This window comes from Stenotrophomonas maltophilia, assembly GCF_002799245.1.
Classification (GTDB): domain Bacteria; phylum Pseudomonadota; class Gammaproteobacteria; order Xanthomonadales; family Xanthomonadaceae; genus Stenotrophomonas; species Stenotrophomonas maltophilia_S.
On the sequence record NZ_NEQV01000006.1, the window covers coordinates 1 to 18,291 of the forward strand.

Here is an 18,291-nt window from a genome sequence, read left to right on the forward strand (position 1 = left end):
CGACGTTAAGGTGCGGGATGGGGATCGCTCGGCTCGTCTGTCGGCTGGTACCCGCAGATATCATGTTGACGGTCCCTCCACCCTGGCTCCTACATACCTCGTAGGAGCCGGGAGGAACATACAAGCCCATGCTCGGCTGATCGAACGGTCCAATGTGCAAGGCAGCCGGGCATGGGCTCGGCGCTGCAGGAATGTGCAGGCGTCATTACCGCACGGCATAAGTGTTTGTGACGCAATTGGCATATCTGCAGATTGCTGATGTGAAGAGGTAGGGGGTTCTTCGTTGTGTCGCGTTTGGCTCGTTGCGATGGGGCAGTTCCGCCCCGCCGTCCTGCCATGCCGATTCACAACAGAAGGATTCGTGTATGAAGCGACACACGCAACGCTCCGCGCCACCGCGTTCCGCGCGCCTGGCCCTTGCCACTGCCCTGGTGCTGGGCAGCCTGGCCGCCACCGCCCAGGCCCAGCAGGCCGATCCACTGGCCGGAATCCAGTGGCACCTGCTCAACACCGGGCAGACAGTCCCGGCCGACACGCTGCCGGTGGCCGGCAACGATCTGAATGTGGATGGCCTGTTCCGCAATGGCATCCGCGGCCAGGGCGTCACCATCGCCATCGTCGATGACGGCCTGCAGATCGCGCATCCGGACCTGGCGGCCAACGTGGCCGCGGTGGCTGGCAAGAACTTCATCAACGGGTCCAACAACCCCACTCCGTCCAACCCGGACGTCGACAACCACGGCACCATGGTCGGCGGCATCGCCGGTGCGGTGGGCGCCAACAACCTGGGCGTGCGCGGCGTGGCCCCGGCAGCGACGCTGAAGGGCTTCAACCCGATTTCACGCTCGGCCCTGGGCAACCAGCAGAGCAACATCGAATACGCCTGGTGGGACGGCGCGGAATCGGCCGACGTGCAGGTGTTCAACAACAGCTGGGGCGCCGGCCCGGGCAATCCGAACCTGCCGCTGGCGTACAGCGAGAACACGATACGTTCGTACGAGCAGGCGCTGTCGGGCACGCGGGGTGGCCGCGGCGGCATCTACGTGAAGTCGGCCGGCAACAACTTCAACAATGCCTCGATCAGCCAGACCCAGGATGTCTGCACCGCCGACACCAAGAACCGCAACACCGGCTGCGTGCCGGCCGGCCGCGATCCGCGCAACAACCTGTTCAACGTGATCACCGTGGCGGCGGTACGCGCCGATGGCGTGCGCTCGTCGTACTCCTCCACCGGCTCGGCGCTGTGGGTCTCGGCGTTTGGTGGCGAGTACGGCCTGCAGGCGCAGTACGCACCTGGCCTGGTGGCACGCGCCTACGATCCGGCCATCGTCACCACCGACGTGACCGGATGCGCGCAGGGCAGCAACAAGAACACCAACCGCCAGAACACGCTGGACAGCAATCTGTCGGCCATCGACAGCACCTGCAACTACACTGCCAAGATGAATGGCACCTCGGCCTCGGCGCCGATGGTATCGGGCGTGGCGGCACTGGTGCTGGAAGCCAATCCGAACCTGTCCTACCGCGATGTGAAGTACATCCTGGCCACCACCGCCACCCGCAACCACCCGAACCAGCCGGCGGTGACGCTGGCCGACGGGCGTACGCTGGTGCCGGGCTGGACGGTGAACGCGGCCAACCGTGCCTACAGCAACTGGTACGGCTTTGGCGTGGTCAACGCCGCGCGTGCGGTGGAGGTCGCCGAGAACTTCCAGTCGCTGGGTCCGCTGGTCGACAGTGGCTGGCGCAACACGACGCGCACCGTGGCCATCGGCAACACCTCGGCCGCCGCCGCACGCCTGACCTTCCAGCTGGCCAACGGCGCGCGCAACATCGAAAGCGTGCAGCTGGGCTTCCGGGTCAACCACCGCAACACCCGCCAGCTGCAGTTCGTGCTGGTTTCGCCCAGCGGCACCCGCAGCGTGGTGCAACCGGCGTTCACCGCGATCGGTTCGGGTACCGGCGGCGCGCAGAGCAACTTCACCAGCTGGGACCTGCTGTCCAGCAATGCCTTCCTGGATGAGAATGCCACCGGCACCTGGACGCTGGAAGTAACCGACATGGGGCAGGCCGCGACCGCTGCATCGCGCGGCAACCTCGAATTCTTCAAGATCCGCGTTCTGGGGCACTGATGATGAAGACGACCATTCTGTTGAGCACGCTCGCCTTCGCGGCGATGACCTCCCCTGCCTGGGCGCAGAGCTCGGGGCAGACCCCTCCGGCCAGGACCCTGTCGACCGTGGATGCACAGGAACTGAAGGCCTCCGCCACCGGCCGCGCCTTCGATGTGGGCGGCACGCGTTTCCAGCTGTCGCCCTCGACCACGGTGAAGCAGGCCAGCGGCGGCCAGTTCACGATCACGCCGCAGGCAGCGGCGACCACCAGCTCGCGTACCAAGCGCTCGCTGGATGGCGCAGCGGCAGCGGCCGTTGATGCCGGCGCTGGCAAGTTCGCAGCGGCGGTGTCCCATGACGGAGCACCGGTGGTGGCCACCTCGCGCGTCAAGGTGTTCTTTACCGATGCAGCGTCTGCCCAGCGCGCGGCAACCGCCACTGGCGGCACCGTGGTGAAGGTGTCGAAGGCTTCGGGCCAGGCCATCGTGGAGTACCCGTCGGTGAACGCGGCGCTGGATGCGACCAGCAAGCTGCTGTCCACCGCCGGTATCCGCGCGACCGAGCCGGACGTGGTGCAGTGGGAAGAAACCAGGTAAAGCGTTGAGTGGTGCCCCGGCCGGCTGGCTCTCCTGGCCGGCCGGGGATTGATCTGGGAGGGGTGTGCCGACCAACGGTCGGCACCCACCCATATTGCCCAGGCGCAGGACCGGCATCAGCGGGCGGCGAGCGTACCGCTGTGGGTGAGGCCGCAGCTGGCCAGTGCGTCGTTGCCAGCGGCAGGATGTGCCGGTTCCAGCAGCAGGCGCTGCACGTCGGAGAACAGCCTGTCCACCGGCATGCCGTAGGGCGCGAACAGGCGCAGGCGGCCCTGGCGGTCGAACACGTAGCCACCGGCGATGTGGCTCATGGTGTAGGTATCCGGTACCTGGCCTGGCTCCTTCTCGTAGAACGCCTTGAAGTCGCTGGCCATCGCCGCCAGCTGCGCTTCGTTGCCGACCAGCGCGATCGCCCTGGGGTCGAACGCTTCCACATAGGTGCGCGCGACTTCCGGCGTGTCGCGGGCCGGGTCGACGCTGACGAACACCACTTGCAGCTGATCGGCATCCTTGCCCATCAGGTGCTTCACCTGGCTCAGCTCGACCATCGTGGTCGGGCACACGTCCGGGCAGCTGGTGAAGCCGAAGAACAGATAGGTCACCTGCCCCTGCAGGTCCTTCGGGCCACGCACGGTGCCGTGGCTGTCGGGCATCGACCAGCGCTGGCCAAGTTCTTCGCAGGCGATGTCCTTCGCGTAGAAGTCCATGCGCGACTGCGCGCTGCAGCCGGCCAGCAGGCCGAGCAGCAGGCCTGCCGCCAGCCGCAGGCCACGATGGGGGAAAACAATGCCTTTCACGGTTCGCAGGCTCAGTTGATCATCATGTGGTAGTGCATGCTCCAGATGATCCAGACCGACAGTGCGACGACGATGAACAGGATCACCAGGGTGAACACGAAGCTGGCCAGGTTCCAGCCACCTTCGGACTTGCGGTCCATGTGCAGGAAATAGACCAGCTGCACCAGGATCTGCGCCACCGCGAAGCCGACCAGCAGGAACAGCGTGAGCGGCCGCGACAACACCGGGTTCATCACCAGCGCGAACGGCACCACGGTCAGCAGCGCGCACAGCACGAAGCCGATCAGGTAGGACTTGGTGGAGCCGTGCGCATTGCCGGCGCGCGAGGTTTCGACGTGGGCCATGTCAGAAGGCTCCGATCAGGTAGACGAAGGTGAAGACGCAGATCCACACCAGGTCCAGGAAGTGCCAGAACAGGCTCAGGCATGAAACGCGGGTGATGTTGGTCGGGGTCAGCCCACGGCTGTAGACCTGGTGCATGACCACCGCCATCCAGATCAGGCCGCTGGCCACGTGCAGGCCGTGGGTGGCGACCAGCGCGAAGAACGCCGACAGGTAGGCACTGGTGCTCGGGCCGGCGCCTTCGTGGATCAGGTGCGAGAACTCGTAGATCTCCATGCCGATGAACGAGGCACCGAGCACGAAGGTCACGCCCAGCCAGCGCAGCACCGCCGGGGCATCGTGGCGATGCATCGCCAGTACGGCCTGGCCGTAGGTGATGCTGGACACCAGCAGCAGGAAGGTCTCGGCCATCACGAACGGCAGCGAGAACAGGTCCTTGCCGGTGGGGCCACCGGCGTAGGCGGTGCTGAGCACCGCGTACGAGGCGAACAGCGAACCGAACAGCACCAGGTCGGACATGAGGTAGACCCACATGCCGAACACCTTCATGCCGCCCTGTTCGTGGCCATGGTCGTGTTCGTGGTGGTCCGCGTGCGCCTGCGTGTCGCTGGCCAGCTCCGGGCGGGTCAACAGGTTCATGCGCGTGCCTCCTTCAACTTGGCCAGGCTGGCCGCTTCGGTGCGCGCCACCTCTGCGGAACTGACGTAGTAGTCCACGTCCTCGTCGTAGGACCGCACGATCAGGGTGACGATCATCGCGATGAAGCTGGCCGCGGCCATCCACCAGATGTGCCAGACCAGGGCAAAGCACAGCACCAGGATCCAGATGTTGAGGATCAGCGGCACGCCGGTGTTCTTCGGCATGTGGATCGGCGCGTACTTCTTCGGCGGCGGCGGCAGGCCGCGCTTCTTCGCTTCGTGGAAGGCATCCAGCTCATCGGCCTTGGGCACCACGGCGAAGTTGTAGAACGGCGGCGGCGACGGCGTGGCCCATTCCAGCGTGCGTGCGTTCCACGGGTCACCGGTCAGGTCCAGGTTGCGCTTGCGGTCGCGCACGCTCACGTAGATCTGCACCAGCATCAGGATGATGCCCGCGAACACGAACAGCGCACCGATGAAGGCGGCGATCAGGTACGGCGTCCACGCCGGGTTGTCGTACTGGTTCATGCGGCGGGTCATGCCCATGAAGCCCAGCATGTACAGCGGCATGAAGGCCAGGTAGAAACCGATCACCCAGCAGGCGAACGACCACTTGCCCAGGCGCTCGTTGAGGGTGAAGCCGAACACCTTCGGGAACCAGTAGGCGAAGCCGGCCAGGTAGCCGAACAGCGCGCCGCCGATGATGGTGTTGTGGAAGTGGGCCACCAGGAACAGGCTGTTGTGCAGCAGGAAATCCGCGCCCGGAATGGCCAGCAGCACGCCGGTCATGCCGCCGATGGTGAAGGTCACCAGGAAGGCGATGGTCCACAGCATCGGCACGCTGAACTCGACGCGGCCGCCGTACATGGTGAACAGCCAGGTGAAGATTTTCACGCCGGTGGGAATGGCGATGATCATCGTCATGATGCCGAAGAAGGCGTTGACGCTGGCACCGGAGCCCATGGTGAAGAAGTGGTGCAGCCAGACGATGAACGACAGGATGCCGATCGCCAGCGTGGCGCCGACCATCGACTTGTAGCCGAACAGCTTCTTGCGCGCGAACGTGGCGGTGACTTCCGAGAAGATGCCGAACGCCGGCAGCACCAGGATGTACACCTCCGGGTGGCCCCAGGCCCACACCAGGTTCACGTACATCATCGGGTTGCCGCCCAACGTGTTGGTGTAGAAGTTGAAGTCCAGGTAGCGATCCAGGGTGAGCGCGCCCAGCGCCACGGTCAGGATCGGGAAGGCGGCGATGATGATCACGCTGGTGACCAGCACGGTCCAGGTGAACACCGGCATCTTCATCAGGGTCATGCCCGGCGCACGCATGCGCAGGATGGTGATGAACAGGTTGACGCCGGTCAGCAGCGTGCCGATGCCCGAGGCCTGCAACGCCCAGATGTAGTAGTCCACGCCAACGCCGGGGCTGAACTCGATGCCCGACAGCGGCGGATAGGCCACCCAGCCGGTCATGGCGAATTCGCCGACGCCCAGCGAGATCATCATCAGCGCTGCGCCGACCACGAAGATCCAGAAGCTGAAGGCGTTGAGGAACGGGAACGCCATGTCGCGTGCACCGATCTGCAGCGGCACGATGATGTTCATCAGGCCGACCACGAACGGGGTGGCCACGAAGAAGATCATGATCACGCCGTGCGCGGTGAAGATCTGGTCGTAGTGCTCGGGGGGCAGGAAGCCATCACTGCCCGGCCCAGCCGCGGCCAGCTGCGCGCGCATCATCAGCGCATCGGCAAAGCCGCGCACCAGCATGACCAGCGCCACCACCACATACATGATGCCGATCTTCTTGTGGTCCACGGTGGTGAACCAGTCGCGCCAGAGCACGCCCCACAGCCTGAAGTAGCTCACCGCGCCAAGCAGCGCGAGGCCGCCCAGCACCATGGCCGCCAATGTGACCACGACGATCGGCTCGTGCAGCGGCACGGCCTCCCACGTCAATTTACCCAACATGTTCGTTACTCCTGGGAAACCTGGGCACCGCCGGCAGCGCCCGCCGGGGTGGCAGCAGCGGTGTTCTCACCGACGCCGATGAACTGGTCGATGACCTTCTTGAACAGCAGCGGCTCAACGCTGGAGAAGTGCTGCACCGGTGCATTCTTCGACGGTGCGGCCAGCGCCTTGAACTGCGCGAAGCTGAGGGCGTCCGGTGCGCTGCGCACCTCGGCCACCCAGCGATCGAACTCTTCGTTGCTGCTGGCGGTGGCGATGAACTTCATGTTCGAGAAGCCATGCCCGCTGTAGTTGCCGGACATGCCACGGAACTGGCCCGGCTCGTTGGCGATCAGGTGCAGCTGCGTGCGCATGCCGGCCATCGCGTAGATCTGCCCACCCAGCTGCGGGATGAAGAAGGTATTCATCGTCGAGTTGGAAGTGATGTTGAACGCCAGCGGGCGATTGGCCGGGAAGTTGAGCTGGTTGACCGTGGCGATGCCCAGGTCCGGGTACACGAACACCCACTTCCAGTCGGTGGCGATCACGTCCACGTGCAGCGGTTCACCGGCCACGTCCAGCGGCCTGTACGGGTCCAGCTCGTGGGTCGACTTCCACACGATCACCGCCAGGCCGGCAATGATCAGCAACGGCACGCCCCAGACCACGATCTCCACCCTGGTGGAGTGCGACCAGTCCGGCGTGTATTTCGCTTTGGTGTTGCCGGCGCGGAAGCGCCAGGCGAATACGAAGGTCAGCACGATGGCCGGTATCACCACGATCAGCATCACGCCGATGCAGATCAGGATCAGGTCGCGCTGGGCGAGCCCGACCATGCCCTTCGAATCCAGCAGCACCCAGTCACAGCCCGACAGGCCGATGCAGGCCAGGGCGACCAGCGCCAGGCGGATGCGGTTCCAGCAGATATTCATTGGAGGTCAACCCTGTTGAAGAAGCGCGCTTGACCGGCTCGCCTGTGCGCAGCGCCCGGGCGTGGAGCGGCTACACTGTGGGTACGAGGTCACCTACAAACAGGCGATCCACTCCAATCAAGCCCATACAAGATACAGCATTGTATGGACTTGTGCATCTGCACGTATGGAAAAACTGACCGATGACGCCACCTGCCGCCGGCCGCCGCCTGAAACACCCCAATCGCACCTGGGTTCGCCCCTTCCGCGAGGGCGCCGGCCCGCTGTACCTGCAGATCGCCCAGCAGGTGCGCGAGGCGGTGGATGACGGTGTGCTGCGCCCCGGCGACCGGCTGCCACCGCAGCGCGACCTGGCCCAGCAGGTGGGCGTGGACCTGACCACGGTCACCCGTGCCTTCGCCGAGCTGCGCCAGGCCGGCCTGCTGGATGCGCAGGGCGCTGGCGGCACCTTCATCGCGCTGTCGGCCGGCAACCGCAGCACCTCGGTGGACCTGAGCATGAACATCCCGCCGCTGCTGGGCAGCGCGCCGTTCGCACAGGGCATGGAGGCCGGCTTCCAGCACGTGGGCCAGCAGCTGGGCCAGGGCGAGCTGATGAGCTACCACGTCGGCGCCGGCACCCGCGAGGACCGCGCCGCCGCCGTACAGTGGCTGTCGCCGATGCTGGGCACGGTCGGTGCCGACCAGGTGGTGATCTGCCCCGGCGCGCAGACCGCGCTGTGTGCGCTGATCCTGGCCCGCACCCAGCCGGGCGAGCTGATTGCCGCCGAGCAGCTGACCTACCCGGGCCTGCTGGCCGCCGCGCGCGTGCTGCAGCGGAGCGTGGTGCCAGTGGCGATGGACGCCGAAGGCATGCTCCCCGAAGCGCTGGAGGAGGCCTGCCAGCTGCGCCGCCCGCGCCTGCTGTACCTGGTGCCGACCATCCAGAACCCGACGACGGCGACGATGTCGGCGCAGCGCCGGCAGGCCCTGCTGGCGGTGGCCAAGCGCCACGATCTGACCGTGATCGAAGACGATCCCTACTGGTTGCTGGCCGGGGACGCCGCACCACCGCTGGCCGCCCACCGCGATGCCGGCTGCCCGGTCTATTACATCTCCACCCTGTCCAAGTGCCTGGCACCGGGCCTGCGCACTGCCTACCTGGTGGTGCCGGCCGGCGAGCCGATGGAGCCGGTGCTGGACGCCCTGCGCGCGATCGCGCTGATGCCGACCCAGTCGATGGTGGCGGTGGCCTCGCAGTGGATCCGCAGCGGCCAGGCCCAGGACATGGTGCAGCGCTTCCAGCAGGAGCTGCGCGAGCGCCAGGCGATTGCCGCGCAGTACCTGCCGTCCCGCGCGCGGGCGCACCCGGCCGGCCTGCACGTATGGCTGCCGCTGCCGCCGCGGCTGGACCAGTACCGGCTGATCCAGGCCGCACAGGAACAGGGGCTGGGCATTGCCAGCTCCGACGCCTTCAGCGTGGAAGAACCGCCACCGGGCAACGCCATCCGCCTGTCACTGGGCGGCGCGGTCGACCAGGGCGCGCTGGCCGGGGCGCTGGCCAAGCTCAACGAGATCCTGTCTGAAGCCCCCGAGGCCCGGCACAACGCCATCGTCTGAACCGGGCGCATGGTGCATTATCCATACAAGATGATATTTTGTATGCAATGTATGGATGAAGGGACGTGCCTCGATGCGCGCCGAGAAACTGAGGTTCCACCTGGTGATGGCCGGGTGTGGTGGTTTTGTGGTGGTGATGCTGGGCGCACTGGCCTGGGTCTGCCTGCAGCCGCAGACGGTGGATGTGCAGGCGGCCGAACGCCACGCCATCGAGCAATGCGTGCAGCGCAGCGAGGATCCGTCGCGTAGCGCGATCCAGCGCCGCGCGCAGGCCGACTCCTGCCGGGAGATGCGCAAGCAGTACGTGCACAAGTTCGGCGAGGAAGCGTCCTGATGGGTGCAGCCGCGCCGCGCCGTCGCTGGCTGCTGCCGGCGATGATCGCCCTCGCCTGCCTGTTCATGGCCGGCGTCGGGGCTGCGCTGTGGCAGTACTTCGGCTACAGCGCGCAGTCCACCTTCACCGAACAGGCCATCGTCTTCGACGACTCGCAACTGCGCCTGCCGGCCAATCTGGCCGGTGACACCGGCCGCATCCGCGTAGTGCATTTCTGGGACCCGGCGTGTGCGGTCTGCAACCGCGAAACCGGTGCGCACCTGAGCTACCTGATCAGCATGTACCGCCGCGCCGGCATCGATTTCTATGCCATCCGCCGCCCCGGCACCCAGGGCGAACTGCCGGGGCCGCTGCGCAACAAGGTGATCAACCTGCCGACCATCGATGGCATCGAGCACATTCCGGCCAGCCCCGCCGTGGCGATCTGGGACCGCCAGGGCCACCTCGCCTATGCCGGCCCGTACAGCATCGGCATGGTCTGCAACTCGGCCAACAGCTTCGTCGAACCACTGCTGGACAAACTGGTGCGCGGCGAAACCGTGCGCCCGAAAGGACTGCTTGCCGTGGGTTGCTACTGCCCCTGGCAGGCCAAGCGCTGAGGACGCGCAATGACATCACTGACGCTGGCCGGTGCGGCCGCCACAGACAACAACGGCGGTCACCTGTCCGAACCGACCGATGGTTATGGACAGGCTCCCGCCGTTGCAGGCAACGATACGCCCCGACATGCTCCGTACATGCCGCGACCGGATGTCGCAGCCCGCGAGTGGGTGCAGGACGTGCTCGCGCACAACGGGCCGATCTACCTGCGCATCGTCAACGCACTGGAACGCACGGTGCGCCGCGGCGCACTTGCGCCGGGACAACGCCTGCCCTCGCAGCGCGCGTTGGCGCAGCAGCTCGGCGTCGACCTGACCACGGTAACCCGGGCATTCGATGAAGCACGCAAGCGCGGCCTGATCGAGGCGCGTGGGCCACAAGGCAGTTTCATCGCACCGCCCAAGGCCGGCTTCGACCAGGTGGTGGACCTGAGCATGAACGTGCCGCCGGTGCCCGATGCCGATGCGCTGGCCGAGACGCTGCGCCGCGGTGCTGCCGCCGTGCTTGCGCGCAGCAATGCGCCAAACCTGATGACCTATCACCTGGGCGGCGGCAACCCCACCGATCGCCACGCCGCGGCGCGCTGGCTGCAACCGATGCTCGGCGCGGTAGAGGATGCCTGCCTGCTGCTGACCGAAGGCGCCCAGGTGGCGTTGGCCGCCATCCTGGTCAGCCAGGGCCGTGATGGCGACGCGATCCTGTGCGACACGCTGGTCTACCCGGGCCTGCTGCAGGCCGCGGCCGCGCTGGGCCGACGACTGCTGCCGGTGGACAGCGACGAGCACGGCATGTGCCCCGAGGCGCTGGCCCGGCAAGCACGCAACAGCGGCGCACGGCTGGTCTATCTCAACCCCACCTGCCAGAACCCGACTGCACTGACGTTGCCGTTGCAGCGGCGCCAAGCGCTGGCACGCGTACTGGAAAGCGAGCGGCTGCTGGCGATCGAAGACGATCCGTACTGGCACCTTGCCGAAAATGCGCCGATTCCACTGGCAACACTGGCACCGTGCCATGTGTTCCATGTGGCGACGCTGTCGAAGGTGATCAGCCCCGGGCTGCGCACCGCCTTCGTGCGCTGCCCGAGCGCCGCGCACGCCGAGGCGATGGCATCGGCCTTGCGGGCCACCCGGTTGATGGCGCATCCACTGGTGTCGGCGCTGGCCAGCCAGCTGCTGCTGGATGGTTCGGCGCAATCGCTGCTGGCCCAGGTGCGCACCGAGGCGCGCGAGCGTGTGCGCATGGCGCGCTACCTGCTGGCGCCATCGCTGCTGCTGCGCGCCGAAGGCCTGCACGCCTGGTGCCGGGCGCCGGCGCCATGGACCGACGCCACGCTGGTGCGTACCGCGCAGCTGCAGGGGCTGGCCATCGCACCGTCCTCGGCATTCTGCCCACCGGGGGTGCTGCATCAGGACGGCGTGCGGCTGTCACTGGGGCTGGCGGCAGATCGCCGGCAGCTGGAGAGCGCACTGCGTCGCATCGACCGGCTGTTGCTGTCGGATGCGTTACCGGCGATCGAGCGGTAGGGGGGCGTGCCGACCAACGGTCGGCACCCACCGGACCTGGGGGGATTGCCGACCAACGGTCGGCACCCACCGGACCTGGGGGGATTGCCGACCAACGGTCGGTACCCACCGGACCTGGGGGGATTGCCGACCAACGGTCGGCACCCACCGGACCTGGGGGCTTGCCGGCCAACGGTCGGCACCCACCGGACCTGGGGGCTTGCCGGCCAACGGTCGGCACCCACCGGACCTGGGGGCTTGCCGGCCAACGGTCGGCACCCACAGGGGCAACACCGGTGCCAACCAAGGTTGGCATCTACCAAAGCAGGGTCAGGCCAACGCCGCCAGCGCCTGCACCAGCGCATCCATCTGCTCCGGCCGGGTGAACACCGACGGCGTCACCCGCACGCAGGCGCCGGATTCCAACCCGTCGCGGTGCGTGGTGAACACGCGATGCTCGTCCAGCAGCCGCTTCTGCAGTGCGATGTTGTCAGCCACACTGGAGCGCCCGCGCAGGCGGAAGCTGGCCAATGCGCTGGCCAACGCCGGATCGGGCGAAGACAGCACTTCGATGTGCGCCATCTGCCGCGCCGGCAGCGTCCAGCGCTCCCGCAGGTAGCGCAGGCGCGCCTGCTTGTTGGCCACACCGATGCGCTGGTGCAGCGCGATCGCCTCCGGCAGCGCCAGGTAGGCGGCGAAGTTGACCGTGCCAGTGTGTACGCGGCTGCCCACGCGGCCGTCATCGGTCTCGCCCATGTACGGGTCGAGGTCCGCAACGCGGCCTTTGCGCACGTACATCGCGCCGACGCCAACCGGCGCGCCGATCCACTTGTGCAGGTTGATGCCCAAGAAATCGGCCTTGAGCTGCGGCACCGCGTAGTCGATCTGGCCAAACCCATGGGCGGCATCGACGATCACGTCGATACCGCGTGCGCGTGCACGCTCGGCGATCTCCCCCACCGGCAATACCAGCCCATGGCGGTGGCTGACCTGGGTCAGCAGCACCAGTTTCAGGCGTGGCAGGCGCGCGAACGCGGCCTCGTAGGCCTGCAGGATCTGCGCATGCCCGGGCACCGCCGGCAGCGCGATGCGCTCGACCTGCACGCCACGGCGCTGCTGCAGCCAGCGCATCGCGCCGATCATGCTGTCGTAGTCGATGTCGGCATACAGCACCTGGTCGCCAGGCTGCAGACGGTTGTAGCCGCCGATCAGCGCGAGCATCGCCTCGGTTGCGCCGCGGGTCAGTGCAATCTCGTCGGCGCCCACGCCCAGCAGCTCGGCGACCTGCCGCTGCACCGCCATGTACTGCGCAGGGAATTCACGACGGCCATACCAGGCGTTGCCACGGTTCACTTCAGCGGTGTGGCGCTGGTAGCTGGCCAGGGTCTCGCGGCCCATCGCGCCCCAGTAGCCGTTCTCCAGATGGTTCACTTCGTCGGTGATGTCGAAGTGGCTGGCCACGGTGGCCCAGTAGCCTTCATCGCGGGCCAGCACGTCCGGCGCCACGGTCGTTGCGGGAATCTGCATGGGTGCAGCGTAACGCGCGGCAGCCAGGGCAGGCAGTGAAGACAGTGCGGCTGCGGCCGGCAGCAAGGTGCCGGCACGCAACAGGGAGCGGCGGGCCGGGTCCATCAGAAGCTCAGCCGGTACTGTGCGTACAGGTTGGCGCCGTCGGTGTCATACGGCGCGTTGCGCGAGTAGACCAGGCCACGGCTGGCCTGGAAGACGGCCTCATCGGGGTAGCGGTCGAGCACGTTGTCGGCGCCGACGCGCAGGCTGTGGTGCTCGTTGATGCGATAGCCGACGGCCAGGTCGAGGAAGCTCATCGCGCCGAAGCGCTGGTAGATATCGCCTACCGCATTGCCGCTGGAGTCGGTCCAGGCGCCGTAGTAGCGCATGCGTGCCATCAGCGACCAGGCGCCGACATCCCAGCTGCCGGTCAGGCTGCCCTTGTGCTCGGGCAGGCGATCTTCGAACAGCACGCGCTGGGTCTCGTTGGTGGCCACCGAGGTACTGCCGTTATCCACGCGGGTGCGGTTGAAGTTGTAGGCCAGGGTCAGCGTCATGCGACCGGCGCCGAGGTCGCGCAGGTAATTGCCGACCACGTCCACACCGGTGGTGGTGGTGTCGAAGTCGTTGGTGAAGTAGTTCACCGAGGTATACCCCAGCGGATTGGGAGTGCCGGCCGGAAGGGCGAAACTGGCCGACTGGCTGAAGCGGTCGGTGAGCTTGATCTGGTAGACGTCCACCGAGCCGGACAGGCCCAGGTCGGTGCGCCAGGTCAGGCCCAGCGACGCGGTGCGCGATTCTTCCGGCTTCAGCGGCCTGGCACCGAGCAGCTGGGCCAGCGGATCGTTCGGCGACAGGCGGCCACTGGTGAAGATCTGCAGCGTGCGCGTGTCCAGCCCCTGGGTGGTGCTGGTGGTGTTGAGCTGCGCCGGCGTCGGCGCACGGAAGCCGGTGGACACGGTGCCACGCAGCGCCACGTCCGGGGTGATCGCAAAGCGCGCCGACAGCTTGCCGTCCAGCGTGCTGCCGAAGCTGGAGAAGTCCTCGTAGCGGCTGGCCGCACCGATGCTCCAGCGCTCACCCAGCGGCACTTCCATATCCACATAGGCCGCCTTGCTGCGCTGGCTCCACTGCCCGGCCTGGCTGGCCGAGAACCCCGGTGCACCGTTGGAGTTGGCTTCCAGGCCCGCGGCCGCGCCCGGACCCACCGCATACGAGGCCGGGTCACCGGCACGCACCTGGTAGGTCTCCTGGCGGAACTCGCCGCCGAAGGCGACGTTGATCGGTTTGGACAGCGCGCCGACATCCCACTCGTAGTTGAAGTCGGCGTTGGCGTTCTTCTCGGTCTGGGTCAGGCGGCCAAGATCGAAGTCGGTCGGGCTGGCCGGCCCGAGCGAGGCATTGATCGAGTTCTTCAGGCTGTAGTCGATGGCGTTGCGGCCATACGAGGCACTGACATCCCAGCGCAGCTTGGGCGTGATCTCACCGCGCAGGCCGCCGACCAGCTGCAGATCGTTCTGCGTGTTGCCGTACTGCGGGCTGAAGCCCACCGGATACAGCGAGCGCAGGTTCCAGCCGGGGAAGATGGCGGTGTTCCGATACGCGCCGGTGGTGGTGTCCGGGTTGCGCCAGTTGAAATCGCTGACGCCATCGCTGTGGCTGTACAGGCCAAACGCGTAGAGTTCCAGCGTATCGCTGGCGTTGGCTTTCACGTTGAAGCCGACGCGGCGGCTTTCCAGCTCCGGCTGGCCCCAGCGCTGCACCGGATTGGGCACATCCAGCTGCGGATGTGCAGCCTGGAAGGCGATCGCATCCGGGCGCTGACGGGACCGCGAAGTGGCGTCGGAGTTGGACGATTCGGCGAACAGCACCAGGCTGCCATAGTCGCCCAGCGACCAGCCGGTGCGCGCACTGAAGTCACGCGACGCGCCATCGCCCTGCGCGTACTGCGAGTAGCCGGCGGTGATCTCGGTGCCTGGGCCGTCCTCGAGGATGATGTTGATGACACCGGCGATGGCATCCGAGCCGTACTGCGCCGATGCGCCATCCCGCAGCACTTCGATGCGCTTGATCGCACTGGTTGGGATCTGTGCCAGATCGGCCGCCTGCGCACCGCGGTTGCCGAGCAGCGCGCTGCGGTGGAAGCGGCGGCCGTTGACCAGCACCAGGGTCTGGTCCGGCGACAGGCCACGCAGGGTAGCCGGACGCACGAACACCTGGCCGTCCGCCATCGGCAGGCGCTGCACCACGAACGATGGCACCAGCTGGGCCAGCACGTCCTTCAGGTCGGTGGATTCGACGGACCTGATGTCTTCCTTGGTGAACACGTCCACCGGCGCCAGCGTTTCGAACTGGGTGCGGTTGGACGCGCGGGTGCCGGTAACCAGCATCGCGTCGAGCTGGGTGGGTGCCGCGCGGCTGCTGCCCGCAGCATCGGCCGCGTCGGCCTGTGCAGCGATCGCGCCTCCTGCGCTGGCCATGGAAAGGGCAAGGAGGATGGAACGCGAAAGCTTCGAACGATGCACGGCAGGGCTCCGGGAGGACGCGACAGGGCCAGCACCTGTGCGGACACAACAGGCCTGGACAAGGCGCGCAGTCTCGGCGCGATGTGTGAAGGAGGCATGACGTCAGTACGACAGCTTGATGCCGTACCAGCGCAAGAACTGCTAAACGCCGCGACGGCCGATCCGCTACTGTGCCGGCATTGGATTCGGGGAACGGCAGGATGAGCGCGGCAGGCAAGGCGTTGTGGTACATCGAAACCCATGCGGAGCAGCCATTGGCGCTGGCCGATATTGCCGCCGCCGCGGGGCTTTCGCCGTTCCATCTGTCACGCCTGTTCCAGGCCCGCACCGGCACCTCGGTGGTGCGCTATCTGCGCGGACGGCGCCTGACCGCTGCCGCGCAGCGGTTGGCCAGCGGCGCGGGCGACATCCTGCAGGTCGCGCTGGGCGCCGGCTATACCACCCATGCAGCGTTCACCCGTGCCTTCAGCGAACAGTTCGGGCAGACGCCAGAGCGGGTACGCGAACAGGGCACCGCTGGCCTGGCGCTGGTACAGGCGATCCGCGTGGATGATGCGCCGGCGCCCTGCGGTGAAGCGCCGCGCCTGCTCGACACGCCGGCCTTCCAGGTGGTGGGCATCGGCATGCGGCATACCCGCGACAGTGGCGGTGCGATTCCCGGGCAATGGGCGCAGCTCAACCGCGAATGGCCGGCGCCCGCTCCGATCAGCTTCGGTGTGTGCTGCAACAGCGACGACGATGGCGGCTTCGATTACGTCGCCGCGCTGCCCGCCAGCACACTGTCGAGCATGCCCGCGCACTGGCAACGGGTGGACGTGCCGGCGCGCCGCTATCTGGTGGCCTGGCACGGCGGGCACATCTCGGCCATCCGCTCGACCTGGTTCTGGCTGCTGGACCATTACCTGCCCGGCTCCGGCCTCAGCCTGGCCGATGCACCGGACCTGGAACGCTACGACACCCGTTTCGACGAGCACACCGGCAACGGTGGCGTGGAAATCTGGCTGCCGGTTGATGAATGCCGCCGCTGACAGGGAGTTGAAGATGCGCGTGACCGCCGCTGTGATGGGAATGATGCTGATCGGCCTGGCGAGCACCGCCGCCGCCGGCGAAGCCGGGCCGACCGGCGAACGCCATGGCATCACGACGGTGGCCAGCGCCGCCGTGCGTGATGCGCAGCACCGCGACACCCTTCGCTACACGGTCTGGTATCCGGCACCGGCCGGGAGCCGGGAAACCGCACTGACCATTGGCCCACCCGATGCGCCGCTGTTCGATGTCGGTCGTGCGGCGATGGACGCCCCGGTCATTGGCGCTCGCCTGCCGACCCTGCTGCTGTCGCACGGCAACGGCGGCAGTGCACGCATGATGGGCTGGCTGGGTACGGCGCTGGCGCGCAATGGCTATCTGGTGATCGCTGTCGATCATCCCGGCAACAACGGTGCCGACCAGATGACCCTGCCCGGCAGCGTGCTGAGCTGGTTGCGCGCGGATGATCTGCGTGCGGCACTGGCGGCGGTTCAGGCCGATTCGATTCTCGGTCCGCACGTCGATCCCGAGCGGCTGGGCGTGGTCGGCTTCTCTGCCGGTGGTTACACCGCGCTGCTGGCCGCCGGCGCACGCCCCGACCTGCAACGGCTGCTGGCGTTCTGTACCGCGCATCCCGATGACGGCGTCTGCCAACCGCAACAGGAAGCGGCAACGCACACGATGCAGGCGCGCCTGGCCGCTGCGGCTTCGCCCGCACTCGCACCCTGGATCGCCGAGTCCGACGCACAGCGCGCGATTCCCGGCGTACGCGCGGTGTTCCTGCTGGCCCCGGCCATCGTGCAGGCGTTCGCACCCGAACAGCTTTCCTCGTTGCGGATGCCAGTGTCCATCATGCTGGGTGAGGCCGACACGGTTGCGCCGCCGCCGAGCAATGGTGAGACGGCGCAGGCATTGATTCCGGGCGCGGTACTGATGCGCCTGCCGAAAGTGGGTCACTACGATTTCCTGGCCGCGTGCACTTCGACCGGGCAGCAACGGTTGCCGGAGCTGTGCACTACATCAGTGCCGAAGACGCAGACCCATGCCCAGGCGGTGGATGCAGCGGCGCGATTCTTCGCAGACGCGCTGCACTAGTGGCCGCCGGGCGTGGCCCGGCGCTACAGTAGTCGCGTCCATGGAGGAACGGTCATGCGCCTGCTTCACCTCACCCTGCCGGTATCCGATGTCGCCGCCGTTGCTGCGTACTTTCACGATGTGCTGCAACAGCGCGTGGTCGGCAACCATGTGCACATCGGCTGGAGCACGATCGAGCTGCAGCCTGCGGAAGGGCGCCCGGTCGGCGGCGTGCATCTGGCTTTCAATGTGCCGGACAACCGCTTCGGCGAGGCGATGGCCTGGCTGCGCGAACGCACACCCTTGCAGCGTAATCCTGCCGGGCTGGACTACTTCGCACTGGAAAGCAGCTGGCAGTCGCAGTCGGTGTACTTCACCGGTCCCGATGGCCTGATCCTGGAACTGATCGGTCGCCGCCGACTGCCCGTCAGTACACGCGAAGGCGAGTTCCATGGCAGCGAGCTGACCTGCCTGAGCGAAGTCGGCCTGCCCAGCCACGATGTCGACGCCGTGCGCGAACAGTCCAATCAACGTTTCGGCCTGCAACCGATCAGCCCGCCTTCGCCGCAGTTCGCCCCGATGGGCGACGACGAGGGCCTGCTGATCGTGGTGGCCGCCGATCGCCGCTGGTTCCCCGAACTGAAGGACCTGCCCAACGCACGTGGCCTGGTGGTGCAGCTGGGCGACGTGACGGGACGCGGTGAACTGCGCGACGACACCCTGGGTTGGCAGGTGTCCGCGATCTGACGCG

Annotated in this window: 16 protein-coding genes; 9 read left to right on the forward strand and 7 right to left on the reverse strand. The window is 67.1% G+C overall.

All coding sequences use genetic code 11. The features are described 5' to 3' along the window. Window positions 1–365: 365 nt before the first annotated feature. On the forward strand, window positions 366–2,132 hold the full coding sequence (locus tag B9Y64_RS17215; protein ID WP_100441763.1) for a S8 family serine peptidase: 1,767 nt from the start codon (window positions 366–368) through the stop codon (window positions 2,130–2,132). After that, window positions 2,132–2,710: a DNA breaking-rejoining protein gene (locus B9Y64_RS17220; protein WP_100441764.1), complete on the forward strand. Its 579-nt coding sequence runs from the start codon at window positions 2,132–2,134 to the stop codon at window positions 2,708–2,710. Before B9Y64_RS17215 ends, B9Y64_RS17220 begins: the two co-directional genes overlap by 1 nt. Window positions 2,711–2,826: 116 nt before the next feature. Here the strand turns inward: B9Y64_RS17220 and B9Y64_RS17225 are convergent, their stop codons facing one another. Genes B9Y64_RS17225 through cyoA form a run of 5 tightly spaced genes read right to left on the reverse strand, consistent with a single transcriptional unit; the run spans window position 2,827 to window position 7,372 of the window. Continuing rightward, window positions 2,827–3,507, reverse strand: coding sequence for an SCO family protein (locus tag B9Y64_RS17225; protein ID WP_100441765.1), 681 nt, complete (start codon window positions 3,505–3,507; stop codon window positions 2,827–2,829). Window positions 3,508–3,518: 11 nt separating this feature from the next. Further along, the gene (cyoD, locus tag B9Y64_RS17230) at window positions 3,519–3,851 is read right to left on the reverse strand and encodes a cytochrome o ubiquinol oxidase subunit IV (RefSeq protein WP_006399830.1); all 333 of its coding nucleotides are present in this window, start codon (window positions 3,849–3,851) and stop codon (window positions 3,519–3,521) included. A 1-nt stretch (window position 3,852) separates the two neighbouring features. Continuing rightward, window positions 3,853–4,488 (reverse strand): cytochrome o ubiquinol oxidase subunit III, encoded by a 636-nt coding sequence (gene cyoC / locus B9Y64_RS17235; RefSeq protein ID WP_100441766.1) that lies wholly within the window; start codon window positions 4,486–4,488, stop codon window positions 3,853–3,855. Next, the gene (gene cyoB, locus B9Y64_RS17240) at window positions 4,485–6,461 is read right to left on the reverse strand and encodes a cytochrome o ubiquinol oxidase subunit I (protein WP_100441767.1); all 1,977 of its coding nucleotides are present in this window, start codon (window positions 6,459–6,461) and stop codon (window positions 4,485–4,487) included. Before cyoB ends, cyoC begins: the two co-directional genes overlap by 4 nt. A gap of 5 nt (window positions 6,462–6,466) precedes the next feature. After that, complete coding sequence (gene cyoA / locus B9Y64_RS17245) at window positions 6,467–7,372, reverse strand: ubiquinol oxidase subunit II (RefSeq protein WP_100441768.1); 906 nt, start codon at window positions 7,370–7,372, stop codon at window positions 6,467–6,469. 182 nt (window positions 7,373–7,554) lie between these two features. On the opposite strand from cyoA, the gene B9Y64_RS17250 reads away from it, so the two are divergent. From B9Y64_RS17250 to B9Y64_RS17265, 4 genes are read left to right on the forward strand one after another with little or no spacing between them, the layout of a single operon-like run. Then, window positions 7,555–8,970, forward strand: a complete 1,416-nt coding sequence (locus B9Y64_RS17250; protein ID WP_100441769.1) for a PLP-dependent aminotransferase family protein — start codon at window positions 7,555–7,557, stop codon at window positions 8,968–8,970. Window positions 8,971–9,025: 55 nt separating this feature from the next. Further along, window positions 9,026–9,304 carry a hypothetical protein gene (locus tag B9Y64_RS17255; RefSeq protein WP_238379932.1) on the forward strand — a complete coding sequence of 93 codons (279 nt, stop codon included), beginning with the start codon at window positions 9,026–9,028 and terminating at the stop codon, window positions 9,302–9,304. Next, window positions 9,304–9,903 (forward strand): DUF6436 domain-containing protein, encoded by a 600-nt coding sequence (locus B9Y64_RS17260; RefSeq protein WP_100441770.1) that lies wholly within the window; start codon window positions 9,304–9,306, stop codon window positions 9,901–9,903. The genes B9Y64_RS17255 and B9Y64_RS17260 overlap by 1 nt, the downstream gene beginning before the upstream one ends. A 9-nt stretch (window positions 9,904–9,912) precedes the next feature. Continuing rightward, entirely contained in the window at window positions 9,913–11,427 is a 1,515-nt protein-coding gene (locus B9Y64_RS17265; protein WP_100441771.1) for a PLP-dependent aminotransferase family protein, read from the forward strand. Between the two features lie 309 nt (window positions 11,428–11,736). Here the strand turns inward: B9Y64_RS17265 and B9Y64_RS17270 are convergent, their stop codons facing one another. Both B9Y64_RS17270 and B9Y64_RS17275 read right to left on the reverse strand, forming a co-directional pair. Further along, a complete protein-coding gene (locus tag B9Y64_RS17270; protein ID WP_100441772.1) occupies window positions 11,737–13,038 on the reverse strand; it encodes an aminotransferase class V-fold PLP-dependent enzyme in 1,302 nt (433 codons plus the stop codon). Continuing rightward, complete coding sequence (locus tag B9Y64_RS17275) at window positions 13,038–15,440, reverse strand: TonB-dependent receptor plug domain-containing protein (RefSeq protein WP_100441773.1); 2,403 nt, start codon at window positions 15,438–15,440, stop codon at window positions 13,038–13,040. The genes B9Y64_RS17270 and B9Y64_RS17275 overlap by 1 nt, the downstream gene beginning before the upstream one ends. Window positions 15,441–15,640: 200 nt before the next feature. Here B9Y64_RS17275 and B9Y64_RS17280 point away from each other — a divergent pair, with 200 nt between their 5' ends. From B9Y64_RS17280 to B9Y64_RS17290, 3 genes are read left to right on the forward strand one after another with little or no spacing between them, the layout of a single operon-like run. After that, on the forward strand, window positions 15,641–16,468 hold the full coding sequence (locus B9Y64_RS17280) for an AraC family transcriptional regulator (RefSeq protein ID WP_100441774.1): 828 nt from the start codon (window positions 15,641–15,643) through the stop codon (window positions 16,466–16,468). Between the two features lie 13 nt (window positions 16,469–16,481). Beyond that, window positions 16,482–17,561: an alpha/beta hydrolase family protein gene (locus B9Y64_RS17285; RefSeq protein WP_100441946.1), complete on the forward strand. Its 1,080-nt coding sequence runs from the start codon at window positions 16,482–16,484 to the stop codon at window positions 17,559–17,561. A gap of 54 nt (window positions 17,562–17,615) precedes the next feature. After that, on the forward strand, window positions 17,616–18,287 hold the full coding sequence (locus tag B9Y64_RS17290; RefSeq protein ID WP_100441775.1) for a VOC family protein: 672 nt from the start codon (window positions 17,616–17,618) through the stop codon (window positions 18,285–18,287). The last annotated feature ends 4 nt before the right edge of the window (window positions 18,288–18,291 follow it).

Excerpts from the sequence above, each read along its gene's own strand:
- cyoB (WP_100441767.1), bottom strand. The coding sequence starts at position 6,461 with ATGTTGGGTAAATTGACGTGGGAGGCCGTGCCGCTGCACGAGCCGATC.
- B9Y64_RS17250 (WP_100441769.1), top strand. The coding sequence starts at position 7,555 with ATGACGCCACCTGCCGCCGGCCGCCGCCTGAAACACCCCAATCGCACC.
- cyoC (WP_100441766.1), bottom strand. The coding sequence starts at position 4,488 with ATGAACCTGTTGACCCGCCCGGAGCTGGCCAGCGACACGCAGGCGCAC.
- B9Y64_RS17215 (WP_100441763.1), top strand. The coding sequence starts at position 366 with ATGAAGCGACACACGCAACGCTCCGCGCCACCGCGTTCCGCGCGCCTG.
- B9Y64_RS17255 (WP_238379932.1), top strand. The coding sequence starts at position 9,026 with ATGAAGGGACGTGCCTCGATGCGCGCCGAGAAACTGAGGTTCCACCTG.
- B9Y64_RS17285 (WP_100441946.1), top strand. The coding sequence starts at position 16,482 with ATGCGCGTGACCGCCGCTGTGATGGGAATGATGCTGATCGGCCTGGCG.
- B9Y64_RS17290 (WP_100441775.1), top strand. The coding sequence starts at position 17,616 with ATGCGCCTGCTTCACCTCACCCTGCCGGTATCCGATGTCGCCGCCGTT.
- B9Y64_RS17280 (WP_100441774.1), top strand. The coding sequence starts at position 15,641 with ATGAGCGCGGCAGGCAAGGCGTTGTGGTACATCGAAACCCATGCGGAG.
- B9Y64_RS17265 (WP_100441771.1), top strand. The coding sequence starts at position 9,913 with ATGACATCACTGACGCTGGCCGGTGCGGCCGCCACAGACAACAACGGC.
- cyoD (WP_006399830.1), bottom strand. The coding sequence starts at position 3,851 with ATGGCCCACGTCGAAACCTCGCGCGCCGGCAATGCGCACGGCTCCACC.
- cyoA (WP_100441768.1), bottom strand. The coding sequence starts at position 7,372 with ATGAATATCTGCTGGAACCGCATCCGCCTGGCGCTGGTCGCCCTGGCC.
- B9Y64_RS17220 (WP_100441764.1), top strand. The coding sequence starts at position 2,132 with ATGATGAAGACGACCATTCTGTTGAGCACGCTCGCCTTCGCGGCGATG.
- B9Y64_RS17270 (WP_100441772.1), bottom strand. The coding sequence starts at position 13,038 with ATGGACCCGGCCCGCCGCTCCCTGTTGCGTGCCGGCACCTTGCTGCCG.
- B9Y64_RS17260 (WP_100441770.1), top strand. The coding sequence starts at position 9,304 with ATGGGTGCAGCCGCGCCGCGCCGTCGCTGGCTGCTGCCGGCGATGATC.